The sequence below is a fragment of the Roseococcus pinisoli genome (genome assembly GCF_018413645.1).
GTDB lineage: Bacteria > Pseudomonadota > Alphaproteobacteria > Acetobacterales > Acetobacteraceae > Roseococcus > Roseococcus pinisoli.
The window spans coordinates 619,984-633,737 of the sequence record NZ_JAHCDA010000002.1 but is presented as its reverse complement, the minus strand read 5'-3'; the positions used below and the strand labels follow the sequence as shown (position 1 = coordinate 633,737).

Annotated in this window: 13 protein-coding genes; all 13 read left to right on the top strand. The window is 69.9% G+C overall.

The window, feature by feature from the left end; translation table 11 throughout:
• Position 1 precedes the first annotated feature (1 nt).
• The 13 genes from KHU32_RS11710 (at position 2) to KHU32_RS11650 (ending at position 13,692) form a co-directional block, all read left to right on the top strand.
• Positions 2–526, top strand: a complete 525-nt coding sequence (locus KHU32_RS11710) for a hypothetical protein (RefSeq protein WP_213670270.1) — start codon at positions 2–4, stop codon at positions 524–526.
• Positions 527–665: 139 nt separating this feature from the next.
• Positions 666–2,150, top strand: coding sequence for an alpha/beta hydrolase (locus KHU32_RS11705; protein ID WP_213670269.1), 1,485 nt, complete (start codon positions 666–668; stop codon positions 2,148–2,150).
• Positions 2,151–2,265: 115 nt separating this feature from the next.
• Complete coding sequence (locus KHU32_RS11700; RefSeq protein WP_213670268.1) at positions 2,266–3,348, top strand: efflux RND transporter periplasmic adaptor subunit; 1,083 nt, start codon at positions 2,266–2,268, stop codon at positions 3,346–3,348.
• Entirely contained in the window at positions 3,345–6,422 is a 3,078-nt protein-coding gene (locus KHU32_RS11695; RefSeq protein WP_347265543.1) for an efflux RND transporter permease subunit, read from the top strand. Before KHU32_RS11700 ends, KHU32_RS11695 begins: the two co-directional genes overlap by 4 nt.
• A gap of 1 nt (position 6,423) precedes the next feature.
• Complete coding sequence (locus KHU32_RS11690) at positions 6,424–6,891, top strand: Na+/H+ antiporter subunit E (RefSeq protein WP_213670267.1); 468 nt, start codon at positions 6,424–6,426, stop codon at positions 6,889–6,891.
• Positions 6,884–7,144: a monovalent cation/H+ antiporter complex subunit F gene (locus tag KHU32_RS11685; protein ID WP_314070401.1), complete on the top strand. Its 261-nt coding sequence runs from the start codon at positions 6,884–6,886 to the stop codon at positions 7,142–7,144. The genes KHU32_RS11690 and KHU32_RS11685 overlap by 8 nt, the downstream gene beginning before the upstream one ends.
• Positions 7,141–7,428 carry a cation:proton antiporter gene (locus KHU32_RS11680; RefSeq protein WP_213670266.1) on the top strand — a complete coding sequence of 96 codons (288 nt, stop codon included), beginning with the start codon at positions 7,141–7,143 and terminating at the stop codon, positions 7,426–7,428. Before KHU32_RS11685 ends, KHU32_RS11680 begins: the two co-directional genes overlap by 4 nt.
• Positions 7,425–8,366, top strand: coding sequence for a hydrogenase subunit MbhD domain-containing protein (locus KHU32_RS11675; RefSeq protein ID WP_213670265.1), 942 nt, complete (start codon positions 7,425–7,427; stop codon positions 8,364–8,366). The genes KHU32_RS11680 and KHU32_RS11675 overlap by 4 nt, the downstream gene beginning before the upstream one ends.
• Complete coding sequence (locus KHU32_RS11670) at positions 8,363–8,662, top strand: NADH-quinone oxidoreductase subunit K (RefSeq protein ID WP_213670264.1); 300 nt, start codon at positions 8,363–8,365, stop codon at positions 8,660–8,662. Before KHU32_RS11675 ends, KHU32_RS11670 begins: the two co-directional genes overlap by 4 nt.
• Complete coding sequence (locus tag KHU32_RS11665) at positions 8,655–10,109, top strand: complex I subunit 5 family protein (RefSeq protein WP_213670263.1); 1,455 nt, start codon at positions 8,655–8,657, stop codon at positions 10,107–10,109. Before KHU32_RS11670 ends, KHU32_RS11665 begins: the two co-directional genes overlap by 8 nt.
• On the top strand, positions 10,106–11,707 hold the full coding sequence (locus tag KHU32_RS11660; protein ID WP_213670262.1) for a complex I subunit 5 family protein: 1,602 nt from the start codon (positions 10,106–10,108) through the stop codon (positions 11,705–11,707). The genes KHU32_RS11665 and KHU32_RS11660 overlap by 4 nt, the downstream gene beginning before the upstream one ends.
• Positions 11,708–11,788: 81 nt before the next feature.
• A complete protein-coding gene (locus KHU32_RS11655; RefSeq protein ID WP_213670261.1) occupies positions 11,789–12,583 on the top strand; it encodes an enoyl-CoA hydratase/isomerase family protein in 795 nt (264 codons plus the stop codon).
• 116 nt (positions 12,584–12,699) lie between these two features.
• Positions 12,700–13,692, top strand: coding sequence for a TAXI family TRAP transporter solute-binding subunit (locus tag KHU32_RS11650; protein ID WP_213670260.1), 993 nt, complete (start codon positions 12,700–12,702; stop codon positions 13,690–13,692).
• Positions 13,693–13,754 lie beyond the last annotated feature (62 nt).

Genomic DNA, 13,754 nt, shown 5'->3' with positions numbered 1-13,754 from the left:
CATGGGTGCTCCCTTTGCGGCCGAACGCCGCCTGCTGGCCGAGGATGAGATCGGTCAGGTGGTCCGCAGCCATTATCCGGAGCTCGAGGGGATCCCCCGCGACGAACTGGTGACCCTGGCCCGCTGGCTCCGGTCGCAGCATGGCCGGCTGCGCGACATCCTGCGCGGCCGACGGCGCATCCATCGCGGCAAGGCAGACCCGCGCGGCAGCACGACGGAAAGCGCGGGCGAGCGGTCGCTGGCGGAGAAGAAGCAGGTCTTCGCGCGCGGTCTGAAGCGCGTGAACGGCCGGCTCGGCAAGATCCGTGCGGAGGAAAAGCGGGCGAAGGCCAGCGCCGCCCTGCGCGACGCACTGGCCCGCCGCGAAGGCGCCGATGTCCATCACCCGTCTGCCGGATCGACGGCCCGTGACGGCATGCGCGCGCTTCCGAGCAACCGCCGCCGTGGCATCGTGACCGGCGGGCGCATCGGCAGCGTCTCGCAGCAGGGCCGGAACTCCCAGGCCGGGCGCGACGCGCGCGGCTAGGGCGTTACCCGATCAGGTGCGATCATCTGGTCGGGTAAATATACTTTAAAAACAAAATGATGTAGCGTTTTCCGCAAGCTTTTTGTGAGCGGAAAATGCTCTGGACACACAGCTTCAGGCAGGCGGGATCGCGCGGATCATGGGGCGCTGGACTTACAAATGGTCGAAGCGGCTGGCGCTGCTGGCCGTCGGCGCCTTCTGCGCCTTCATCGTCATCCGGGCGGTGGACAGCCAGCGTGGCCCGCCGCTCGAGCTGTGGCACAGCTACGTGCCGCACGACCTGCATGCCGAACGCCTCGATCAGCTCGACTGGGGCGGGTATATGGCGGCCGAGGAGGCGCTCTTCGCCGAGCTGCGGCGGGAAGTCACCGATCGCCTGCCGCCCGAGGCCCGGACGGACGCCAACCGCTATTTCGCCGGGGCCCCGATCTATCCCGGGCGCTTCGAGCAGGACTGGAACCGCTCCTACGTCATGGAGCCGGACATCGTCGCGCAGGGCGGCACGCCGCGGGGCGCCGTCGTCCTGCTGCATGGCCTGACCGATGCGCCCTACAGCCTCCGCCACATCGCCCGCCGCTATCGCGAGGCCGGCTTCGTGGCCATCGGCATCCGGAACCCGGCGCATGGCACCGTCCCTGCCGCGCTGACCGACACGGTCTGGGAGGATTGGGCGGCGGCCACGCGGCTCGCCATGCGCGAGGCCCGGCGCCGCGCGGGCCCGGACGGACCCATCCACATCGTGGGCTTCTCGAACGGCGGCGCCTTGGCGCTGAAGCAGGCGCTGGACGCCATCGAGGACCCCCGCGTCGTGCGGCCGGACCGCCTGGTGCTCATCTCGCCCATGATCGGCATCACCTCCTTCGCGCGCTTCGCGGGGTTGGCCGGGCTGCCCGCCCTGCTGCCGTCCTTCGCCAAGGCAGCCTGGCTGAGCCGCATACCTGAATTCAACCCCTTCAAATACAACTCTTTTCCTGTGAATGGCGCGCGGCAGTCCCACCGGCTGACCCAGGCGCTGCAGCAGCAGATCCGCACCCTGTCCCGCGCCGGGCGGCTCGATCAGCTGGCGCCCGTGCTCACCTTCCAGTCGGTAATGGACTTCACCGTCAGCACCCGGGCGGTGATCTCGGCCCTCTACGAATTCCTGCCCGCGAATGGCAGCGAGCTGGTTCTCTTCGACCGCAACCGCAATACCAAGCTGGGCCCGCTGCTGCGCCCGGCCTTCGACGCCGTGCTGGCGCGCATGGTGCCGCCGGCGCCGCGCAACTGGCGGCTGACCTTCATCACCAATGCCAACGAAGACCGGGCCGAGGTGGTGGCGCGCACCGTGGCGGCGGGGGCGACGGAGGAGCAGGAGCAGAGCCTCGGGCTCCTATATCCGCGCAACGTCTATTCGCTCTCGCACGTGGCGCTGCCCTTTCCGCCGGATGATTCGCTCTATGGCAACCAGCCCGGTCCCGAGCCGGAATTCGGCGTCAGCCTTGGGGCGCTCGCGGCCCATGGCGAGGTGGGCGTGCTGATCCTGGCGCTGGATTCCCTGGTGCGGATCTCCTGGAACCCCTTCTATGGCTATCTGATGGGCCGCATCAGCGAGGTGATTCCCGCGGGGGCCGCCCAGGCCCCTTAGGTTTCATGACGATTGGAGTTTGGGACGCCAGGCGCAGACCTGGGACACAGTGCCGGTCCCAGCCGGACACCCAGGCGCTAACGAGGATGTGAATCTGAATCCTCGGGGAATGCCCATGCTGTCAGCCGCACGCGTCCGGACCGCCGGACTGCTGCTCCTCGCGGGGCTGGCCGCCTGTGACGATGGCGCGCCGGCCGCGGCACCTGACATCAGGCCGGTCCGGGTCATGTCGGTGGATGGGCGGGCAGGGGGCGAGCTCGTCTCCCTCACCGGCACCATCCAGGCGGAGACGGACGTCAACCTCGCCTTCCGGATCGACGGCCGCATGATCGAGCGCTCGGTCAATGTGGGTGACCGCGTGACGGCCGGCCAGGTCGTGGCCCGCCTCAACCGCGACAACGAGGAAAGCAACCTGCGCGCCGCCCGCGCCGCCCTGGCGGCTGCCAACGCGCGCGTGGTCGAGACGCGCAACAACTACAACCGCCAGCGCCAGCTGCTGGCGAGCGGCTTCGCCACCCGCGTCCGCTACGACGAGGCGACGCAGCAGCTGCAATCGGCGCGCTCGACGGCCGACTCCGCTCAGGCCCAGGTGAATATCGCCGAAAACCGCCTCGGCTATACGGAGCTGGTTGCGGATTCCAACGGTACCGTCACCGCCCGAGGCGCCGAGCCCGGCGAGGTGGTCCAGCCCGGCCGCATGATCCTGCAGATCGCCCAGGATGGCGGGCGGGACGCGGTCTTCGGCGTGCCGGCCTCCGTGAAGGACCGTGCGCCGGAGAATCCGGTCATCGACGTCTTCCTGACGACCGATCCCACCATCCGCGCCACCGGGCGCGTGCGAGAGGTCTCCCCGCGCGCCGATCCCGTGACCGGCACCTTCGCCGTGCGCGTGGGCCTGGCCGAGCCGCCGGCCGGGCTGCGCCTGGGCTCCACCGTGACCGGGCGCATGCGCATCGGCGGCGGGGACGGTTATGAGATCCCGGCCAGCGCGCTGACGCGGATCCAGGGCAATCCCGCGGTCTGGATCGTCGATACCGCCACGCAGACGGTCTCGCTGCGGTCCGTCGAGGTCGCGCGCTTCGATCCGGCCGGGGTCGTGGTCTCCGGCGGCCTCGTTCCGGGTGATGTGATCGTCACCGCCGGGGTGCAGGCGCTGCGCCCGGGCCAGAAGGTCCGCCTGCTGGGCGCCGCGTCGTGATCGGTCCGAACCTCTCCGAATGGTCCATCGGCCGTCGCTCGCTGATGGTCTACTTCATGCTAGTCGCGGTCATCGCGGGCAGCATCGTCTTCATGAAGCTGGGTCGTAACGAGGACCCGGCCTTCACCTTCCGCACCATGATCGTTCAGGCAGCCTGGCCGGGGGCGACGCTGGAAGAAACGCTGCAGCAGGTGACCGAGCGCATCGAGCGCACGCTGCAGGAAACGCCGAATATCGACGACGTCCGCAGCTATACCAGTGCCGGCCTCACCACGATCTTCGTGAACCTGCGCGGGTCGACCCCGCCCTCCGTCGTGCCCGACATGTGGTACGAGGTGCGCAAGCGCGTCAGCGACATGCGCAGCCAGCTGCCGGCCGGCGTCGTGGGGCCGGGCTTCAACGATGATTTCGGCGACACCTTCGGCATCATCTACGGCTTCACCGCGGACGGCTTCACTCATCGCGAGCTGCGCGACCAGGTGGAGGCTGTGCGCTCGCGCCTGCTGCTGGTGCCCGACGTCTCCAAGATCGAGATCCTCGGCGCGCAGGACGAGCAGGTCTTCATCGAATTCTCGACCGAGCGGCTGGCGGGCCTCGGCCTCAATTTCCAGGCGCTGATCGGTGCCCTGCAGGCGCAGAACGTGGTGCGGCCCGCGGGCACGGTGCAGACCGGCGATGAGCGGTTGACCATCCGCGTCTCCGGCGCCTTCGAGAACGAGGCCGACATCCTGGCCGTGAACTTCGTGGTCGGCGACCGGATCATCCGGCTCGGCGACATCGCCGAGGTCCATCGCGCCTATTCCGACCCGCCGCAGCCCATGTTCCGTGTGAACGGCCGGGCGGCCATCGGCGTCGCCATTGCGATGCGGGATTCGGGTGACATCCTGGCGCTCGGGCGCAACATCCAGGCTGCCATGCGCAGCATCACGGCCGAGCTGCCCATCGGCATCGAGCCGCACCTCGTCGCCGACCAGGCGGTGACGGTGGACACGGCCATCAACGACTTCACGGACAGCCTGTGGCAGGCAATCCTGATCATCGTGGTCGCGAGCTTCGTGAGCCTCGGCGTGCGGCCGGGCTCGGTGGTGGCGCTCTCCATCCCGCTGACGCTGGCCATCGTCTTCCCGATGATGTCCCTGGCGGGGATCGATCTGCAGCGCATCTCGCTGGGCGCGCTCATCATCGCGCTGACGCTGCTGGTGGACGACGCGATGACGACGGTGGACGCCATGATCCGCCGCCTCGGCAAGGGCGACAGCAAGGAGCAGGCGGCGACCTTCGCCTATCGCACCCTGGCCGCGCCCATGCTCACCGGCACGCTGGTCACCATCGCGGGCTTCGTCCCCATCGGCTTCGCGGCGAGCTCGGCCGGCGAGTACACCTTCTCGATTTTCGCGGTGGTGGGCATCGCGCTGATCGTCTCCTGGTTCGTGGCCGTGCTCTTCGCACCGCTGATCGGCATGGCGATCCTGAAGGCGCCGAAGCCCAAGCTGAATGCGGGGCCGGAGAAGGTCGGGCTGCTGATGCGCCTCTATACCGGGCTGCTGCTAGGGGCGATGCGCCGCAAGTTCCTCACCATCCCGCTCACCTTCGCGATCTTCGCGCTGGCGATCTTTGCGATCCGCTTCGTACCGCAGCAGTTCTTCCCGGCTTCGGACCGTACCGAGCTGATGGTGGACCTCACCCTGCCGCAGAACGCCTCGATCTTCGCGAGCGCCGACCTCTCGGCCCGGCTGGACGCCGCGCTGAAGGAAGATCCCGACGTGGAGCGCTGGAGCACCTATGTCGGCCGCGGCGCCATTCGCTTCTACCTGCCGCTGAACGTGCAGCTGGCCAATCCCTTCTTCGCGCAACTCGTCGTCGTGGCGAAGGACCTGCCGGGCCGCGATCGCCTGCGGGACCGGCTGGAGCGCAAGCTCGCGGAGGAATTCCCCAACGTCGTCGCCCGCGTCTCGCCGCTGGAGCTCGGCCCGCCCGTCGGCTGGCCCATCCAGTACCGCGTGAACGGCGCCGACCTCGAGCAGGTGCGCGAGATCGCGCTGCGTGTGGCCCAGGTCGTCTCGACCAGCGCCGGCGCCCGGCACGTGAACTTCGACTGGATGGAGCCCTCGCGCCAGTTGCGCGTGCGGGTGGACCAGGACCAGGCGCGGCTCCTCGGCCTCAGCTCGGCGCAGGTCTCGGCCGCCCTGAACGCGGCGGTGACCGGCACCGTCGTGACCCAGCTGCGGGACGACATCTACCTCATCAACGTGGTGGCGCGCGCCACGGCGGATGAGCGGCTGTCGCTCTCCAACCTGCGCTCCATGCAGGTCTCGCTGCCGGGCGGGCGCTCCGTGCCGCTCGGCCAGTTCGTGACCTTCGAATACGAGCAGGAATACCCGCTGGTCTGGCGTCGGGACCGTGTGCCGACGCTGACGGTGCAGGCCGATGTGCGCATCGGCGTGCTGCCGGAGACGGTGGTGAACGAGATCGCGCCGCGCATCGCGGAGCTGAATGCCACGCTGCCGGCCGGCTATCGGGTGGACACGGGCGGCATCGCCGAGGAGAGCGCCGAATCCAGCGCCTCGGTCGCCGCCGTCGTGCCGCTCATGATCGTGCTGATGCTGACGGCGCTGATGTTCCAGCTGCAGAGCTTCCAGCGCCTGACCATGGTGGTGGCGGTGCTGCCGCTGGGCATGATCGGCGTGGTTGCGGCGCTGCTGATCTTCCGCCAGCCGCTGGGCTTCGTGGCGATCCTCGGCATCCTCGCGCTGCTGGGCATGATCGCGAAGAACGCGGTCATCCTGATCGTGCAGATCGAGGCGGACCGCGCGGAAGGCATGGGGATATGGGAGGCTGTGGTGGCCGCCAGCACCTCGCGCTTCCGCCCGATGATGCTGACGGCGATCTCGACCGTGCTGGGCATGATTCCGATCGCGCCCACGGTGTTCTGGGGCCCCATGGCCTTCGCCATCATGGGCGGCCTGCTGGTCGCGACGCTGCTGACCCTGGTCTTCCTGCCGACGCTCTATGTCGCCTGGTTCCGGGCGCGCGAGCCCCAGGCGATAGGGCAGGCGGCGAGGCAGGGGGACTGAGATGCCCCCGCTCGCGGCGCTTCCGAGGTTCGTGGGGCTGCTGGCGGTCTGGGTCGTGATCGGGGGCGCCGACCTCAAGGGGCTGGCGGTCGGCGCCGCCACGGCCGCCATCGCCACCTGGTTCAGCCTGCGATTGCTGCCGGCCGGCGTCCTTCAGCTGCGCCCGCTGCCTCTATTGGGCCTGCTGCTGCGCTATCCCCTCCAGGCCCTTCGGGCCGGGACCGAGGTGGCGTGCCGGGCTTTCGACCTTCGGCTGTCGCCCGGCTTCGTCCCCTACGCGCCGGTGACCGCGCCCTCGGTGCAGCGCGACGCCTTCCTCACCTGGTCGAGCCTGCAGCCGGGCACGCTGCCGGCCGGGGAGGACGAGGTTTCGGGCGCCGTCGCGATCCATGCGCTGGATGTGACGCAGCCGGTCGCGGCCTCCATGGCGGCCGAGGAGGCGCGCTTCGCGCGAATCTTTCGTGGCTGAGTTCCTGCTCCTTGCTTCCGGCGGCGTGATGCTGACGGTGGTGGCCGGTCTCTGGCGCGTGCTGCGCGGGCCAACGGATGCCGACCGGATGATGGCGGCGCAGCTGCTTGGCACCGGGGGCATCGCGGCCCTGCTGCTTCTCGCGGCCGGGATGGGCAATGGCGCCATCGTGGATGCGGCGCTCTCGCTCTCGGTTCTCGCGGCCTTTGCCTCGGTCGCCTTCGCGCTGGCCGTGCCGGGCCGACGTCGATGAGCCTGCTGGCCGATGCCTTCACTGTGCTCGCCGTGCTGGCGGGGCTGTTCTTCCTTGCCGCGGGCACGCTCGGCCTGCTGCGCTTCCCCGACACGCTGAGCCGCCTGCACGCGCTGACCAAGGCAGATGGGCTGGGCCTCGGCCTCATCGTCCTGGGCCTGATGCCGCAGGCGGGAAGCCTGCTCGGCGCACTCAAGCTCCTGCTCGTCTGGGCGCTGGCGATGCTGGCGGGCGCCACCGTAGGCCAGATGATCGCCCGGATCGCTCGGCGGGAATCCCAGTGAGCGCGACGCTCCTCATCGACCTGGCGCTGGCCTTTTCGGTCCTGGCGGCGGCGCTCTGGACCGTCGCGGCGCGGCGGGCCTTCGAGGCGGTGGTGGGCTTCGTCGCCTTCGGCCTGGTGCTGTCCCTGGCCTGGGTCAGGCTCGGCACGGTGGATGTGGCGCTCACCGAGGCGGCGGTCGGGGCGGGGGCCAGCGGCGTGCTGCTGCTGGGGGCGACGGCCCGCCTCGGCGCGCAGACCCTGGCCGAGGTCCGCGACCAGCCCGCCATGGCCCTGCGGATCGCGACCGGCTTCTTCTGCGCCCTCCTGGCCGTGGCCCTGGGCTGGACTCTCCTAAACCTCGGCGATCCCGCGCCGAGCCTCGCCCCCTTGGCCGCGGCCAACCTCGCGGCGACCGAGCTCGGCAACCCGGTCTCCGGCGTGCTGCTCGCCTGGCGCGCACTGGATACGCTGCTGGAGGCGGTGGTGCTGGTGCTGGCGGTGATCGGCGTCTGGTCGGTGGCGCCCGACGGCGCCTGGGGCGGCATCCCCGGCGATATTCAGCCGCCACGCCGCGATCCGGCCCTGCGCCTTGCCGCGCAGATCATCCCGCCCATCGGTGTGGTCATCGGCGTGCATCTCGTCTGGACCGGCGCGGAGGCGCCGGGCGGCGCCTTCCAGGGCGGGACGGTGCTGGCCGCAATGTGGGTGCTGGCCTGGATGGCCGGGCTCGTCCGCCCGCCGGCTGTGAGCTCGCGCCGGCTGCGGGTCTGGGTGATCCTGGGCCCCATCGTCTTCATCGCCATCGGGCTGCTGGGCAGCTTCCTGGCCGACGGCTTCCTCGCCTATCCGGCGGCTTTCACCAAGCCGCTGATCCTGCTGGTGGAGGCGGCGCTGACCTTCTCCATCGCGGTGGCGCTGGTGCTGCTGCTGGTGGGCCCGCCGAAGGCCGCGCCATGAACGAAGTCACCATCTTCGGCCTGCTGGCCGCGGCGCTGGTGGGTCTCGGCCTCTACGGCGTGCTGACCCATGCCGCGCCGCTGCGGCGCATCCTGTCCTTCAATCTGCTCGGCGGCGGGGTGTTCCTCGTCTTCGGCGTCGTGGCGCGTCGCGGCGCGGGGGCGGGCTTCGACGGCGATCCGGTGCCGCAGGCCATTATCATCACGGGCATCGTCGTCGCCTTCGCGGCCACCACGCTCGCCATCGCACTGCTGCTGCGGATCGCCGAGCTGCGTCAGGACGGCACGGATGACTGACGCGGCCTTCCTCCTGCCGCTGTCGGCGATGCTGCCGGTGGTGGCCATGTCGATCGCCTTCGCCGGCGGAGCGCGAGTGGCCGAGCGGCTGACGCTCCTGACGCCGCCGATCGGCCTGGTCATCGCCCTCATGATCTCGGCCGCGCTGCTGCGGGGCGGCGAGCCGCTGACCTACATGCTGGGAGGTTGGACGCCGCCGCTCGGCCTCGCGCTCCGCATGGACGGGCTCTCGGCCGCCCTTCTGCTCACCACCACGGTCATCATCGGTGCCACCGCGATCTTCGCGCGCGCGGAGTTCGGTACGGCGCCTGGCGAGGCGGAGACACGCCGCAAGCTGATGTTCTGGTGCCTCCTGCTGTCGATCTGGACAGCGATGGCTTGCGTGCTGCTGAGCAACGACCTGTTCAATCTCTTCGTCGGGCTGGAACTGCTGACCTTCGCGGCCGTGCCGCTGGCGGCCCTCGACGGCAAGGCCGAGACCCTGTCGGCCGCGCTGCGCTACCTGATGTTCGCGCTGCTGGGCTCGGTCCTCTATCTGCTCGGCGTGGCGCTGCTCTATGGCAGCCACGGCACGCTCGATATCGGGCTCCTCTCGACAGGCCTGCAGGGCGGGGCGCCCACGCTTCTCGCCGTGGCGCTGATCACGGTTGGGCTGATCGCGAAATCCGCACTTTTCCCCCTGCATCTCTGGCTGCCGCCGGCCCATGCGGGCGCGCCCGCGGCGGCGAGCGCCGTGCTCTCGGCCCTGGTCGTGAAGGCCTCCTTCTACCTGCTGGCGCGGCTCTGGCTGCAGGTGATGCCGCCGGAATCCGCCTGGGCGGCGCTGCAGCTCCTGGCCGGGCTGGGGGCGGGGGCGATCCTGTTGGGAAGCCTCGTCGCCCTGCGCCAGTCGCGGTTGAAGCTGCTGATCGCCTATTCGACCATCGCGCAGATCGGCTACCTCTACTTCATGTTTCCCCTCGTGCTGGCGGGGGGCTCGGGCGCCTGGCTGGGCGGTGTGCTGCAGGCCGTCTCCCACGCCTTCGCCAAGGCCTCGATGTTCCTGGCGGCCGGCGTGATCTCCAAGGCCCTGGGGCATGACCGCATCGCGGATCTCGGGGGCGTCGCGCGCGCCATGCCAGTGCCGGTGATCGCCTTCGGCCTTGCGGGCCTCTCGCTGATGGGCATCCCGCCGAGCGGCGGCTTCACGGCGAAGTGGCTCCTGCTGCAATCGGCGCTTCAGACCGGGCAATGGTGGTGGGCCGTGGTGATGCTGGCCGGCGGGCTGCTGACGGGCGGCTACGTCTTTCGGGTCCTGGTCGCGGCCATGCGCAGCGGGGCCACGCCGGTTCCCGTGCCGCGCCTGGGCGTGCAGGAGAAGGTGGTGCTGGCCCTGGCCCTGGTTTCCCTCGGGATGGGGCTGCTGCCGCTCTATTCCTTCGGCCTCGTGCAGGTGGGGCAGCCGTGAGCGGGGTCCTGCTCCTCGCGACCATGCTCGTGCCGCTGCTGATGCTGGCGGCCTGCCTCTCCGCCGGGGCACGGCGCGCGATGCCGCGCCTGCTCTGGCTGGCGCCGCTGCCGGGCGTCGCGGCGGCGCTGTTCGCCATCGACATGCCGCCGGTGGTGCTGGATCCGAATCGTCTGCGCTTCACCCTGGAGCTGGGTCGGCCCGCGGCCCTGCTGCTCGGTGTGGCCGCGCTGCTTTGGAGCGCCGCGGGGGCCTATGCCGCGGCCTATCTCGATCGTGGATTGGCGACGGAGCGCTTCGCCTGCTGGTGGCTGCTGACCATGGCCGGGAGCCTCGGCGTCTTCGCCGCGGGGGACCTTGTCACCTTCTACCTGGCCTTCGCGATGGTGAGCCTTTCCGCCTATGGGCTCGTGATCCACGATCGCACGGCTCGCGCCTGGCGGGCGGGCTCGATCTACCTGCTGCTGGCCGTGCTGGGAGAGATCTTCCTCCTCCTCGGCTTCGCGGTGCTGGCCGTGGCTTCGCCCGGCGACAGCATCGCCATTGCGGAGGTCACGGCGGCCTTGCCGGTCTCGCCCTGGCATGGCGCGACCATTGCGCTGCTCATCCTGGGCTTCGGGCTGAAGGCGGGCATGGTGCCGTTGCACGTCTGGCTGCCGTTGGCCCACCCGGCGGCGCCCATGCCGGCCTCGGCCGTGCTCAGCGGCGCCATCGTGAAGGCCGGCATCATCGGGCTGATCCGCTTTCTCCCCTGGGATGCCGGCGGTCCGGTCCTGGGGGAGGCGCTGGTGGTGATGGGCTTCGCCACGGCCTTCTACGGCGTCGCGATCGGCGTCACCCAGGCCAATCCCAAGACGGTGCTCGCCTATTCCAGCGTGAGCCAGATGGGCGTGGTGATGGCAGCCCTCGGCGCCGGGCTCGCGGCGGGGCAGGCGGCGGCGCCCATGGATGCGGCCTTCTATGCCTCGCACCACGTGCTGGCGAAGGGGGCCTGCTTCCTCGCCGTCGGCGTGGGTTATGCGGCGGGGCGGCGAGGGATGGCCTGGGTGATGGTTCCGGTCCTGCTCCTCGTCCTGAGCTTCGGCGGATTCCCACTGACGGGCGGCGCGCTGGCCAAGGCCGCGGTGAAGGATCAGCTCGGCTACGGCCTGCTGGGAACGCTTTCGGCCATTTCGGCCGGCGGCACGACGCTGCTCATGCTGCATTTCGCACGCCGCCTGGCCGCCGGAATGGAGGAGGGAGGCACCTGGCCCGCCGCCGGGCTCTGGCTGCCCTGGCTGGGCCTGACCCTGTCCGCCATGGCGATCCCCTGGGTGCTCTTCGCGCAGGTGGGCAGCTTCGCCGAGGCGTTGACCCCGGCCGCCATATGGAAGGCGGTCTGGCCCATGGCGATCGGCGCCGCGCTGGTGCCACTGTTGGGCCGTCTGCCGGCCGTGCCGGAGGGCGACGTGCTGATCCCGGCCGAGCGCGCCTTCCATCGCGCCGCGGGCCCGCTGGGCCGCGCGGCGGATGGGTTGGAGCGGGTGCTGAACTGCTGGCCGCAGGCCGGCCTGGCGCTGGTTCTTCTGCTGCTGGCCTTCGGCTGGGCACTCGCCTGACGGCCTGCGCCATGCGGCGCCTTGCCTATCTTAAGCGGATGATTCGCGTATCTTGCGCGCCAACGAACCAGGAGAGCCCCCATGGACGGCATGCAGGCCGAGGCCACGACGCCGCTGCTCACGATCGACGGCGCGCGCGCCACCATCCGGCTGAACCGGCCGGCGGTGCATAACCGCATCGAGCCGCCCGATCTGCTGAAGCTTCTCGAGCATTTCGAGACCATCGAGGCCGATCCCGCCATCCGCGTGGTCATCCTGACGGGAACGGGCAAGTCCTTCTCGTCCGGCTACCACCTGGGCGACATGGCGAACCGGCCCGATGCCGAGGTGACCGCGGCGGACGGCGGCCCTTCCTTCGAAAGCGTGGGCACGGCGCTGGAAAACCTGAAGGTTCCCGTGATCTGCCGGCTCAATGGCGGCGTCTATGGCGGCTCGACGGATTTCGCCCTGTGCTGCGATTTCCGGATCGGCACTGAGCAGGCCGAGATGTTCATGCCTGCCGCGCGGATCGGCCTCCATTACTATCCCGCCGGCATGAAGCGCTATGTCAGCCGGCTTGGCCTTAATGCGGCAAAGAAGCTGTTTCTGACCGCCGAAAAGATCTTCGCGTCCGAGATGCTGGCCATCGGCTACCTGACCGAGGTGGTTTCGGCCGACCAGCTCGATGCGCGGGTGGATGCGCTGGCGACGCGGATCGCCTCGCTCGCGCCGCTCGCGGTGCAGGGCGTGAAGCGCAGCCTCAACGAAATCGCGCGGCAGGATTTCGACGAGGCCGGCGCCATCGAGCGCGCGCGGGCCAGCCAGAAGAGTGAGGATCTGCGCGAGGGGCTGACGGCCTTCCGCGAGAAGCGCGCGCCGGTCTTCAAGGGGCGGTAACTCGTCGCGGCCGAGGAGCTTTCCGGGGCGGCCAGCGTTACGCCGTGTTAATACGGATTTCCTCCGGCGGCCGAGTGGGGCATTCTTCCGGCCATAAACCGGAGGAAAGAGCTCTCATGCAACGCCGCACTCTTCTTGCCAGCTCGGCGCTGGCGATCGCCGCGCCCGCCCTCGTGAGCCAGGCCTTTGCGCAGCCCCGCAATGCCGCCTGGCCTCGGGCCCTCAATATGGGAACGGCGGCGCCGGGCGGTACCTATGCCCTATACGGACCCGCCTGGGGCCAGCTCGTCCAGGAAGCGACGGGCATCAACGTCTCCTTCCGCACGACCCAGGGGCCGAACCAGAACATCATCCTGGTGCAGCGCCGCGAGGTCGAGATCGGCATGACGACCATGGGCGTCGCGCTGCAGGCCTGGAACGGGCAGGGGGACTGGACGCAGGGCAATCGCTTCCGGGACATCCGCGCCCTCTTCCCGATGTATGACACGCCGTTCCACGGCATCGCGCTGAAGCGCAGCGGCATCACCTCGATGGCGCTGCTCGCGGGCAAGAATGTCGGCGTGGGGCCGCGCGGCGGCACGCCCGGCACCTATTTCCCGCTGATCCTGAACACCCTCGGCCATCGTCCGGGCTCCGTCCGCTTCGGTTCGGGAAGCGACATGTCGGGCCAGCTGCAGGACGGCCTGCTGGATGCCTTCCTCTTCGCGTCGGGTGTGCCGGTCCCGGCCTTCTCGGAAGCCGAGACCTCGGGTGAGATCAATTTCCTCGACTTCACGCCCGAGGAGGTGACGAGGCTGACGAGCAACTTCCCCGAGCTCTCGCCCAGCACCCTGCCGGCCAGCACCTATCGCACGGCAGGCCGCGAGCTGCGGGTGGTGGGCATGTACAACTTCGCCATCGGCCATCGCTCGCTGCCCGAGGACCTGGTCTACGAGATGCTGAAGGCGGTGCTCGGCACGCAGCCGCGTCTGCGGCAGGCGATCTCCGCCGCGTCGGAGACGGTCGCGGCCAATGCGGGCAAGAACACCTTCCTGCCCTATCACCCCGGCGCGGCGCGCTACCTCCGCGAGGCCGGCCAGACGATCCCGGACAACCTCATCCTGGCCTGATGGCCTTCGGGTAAGACGACCGGCGCCGTGGTCCATCCGGACCACGGCGCCATGCTTTCCGG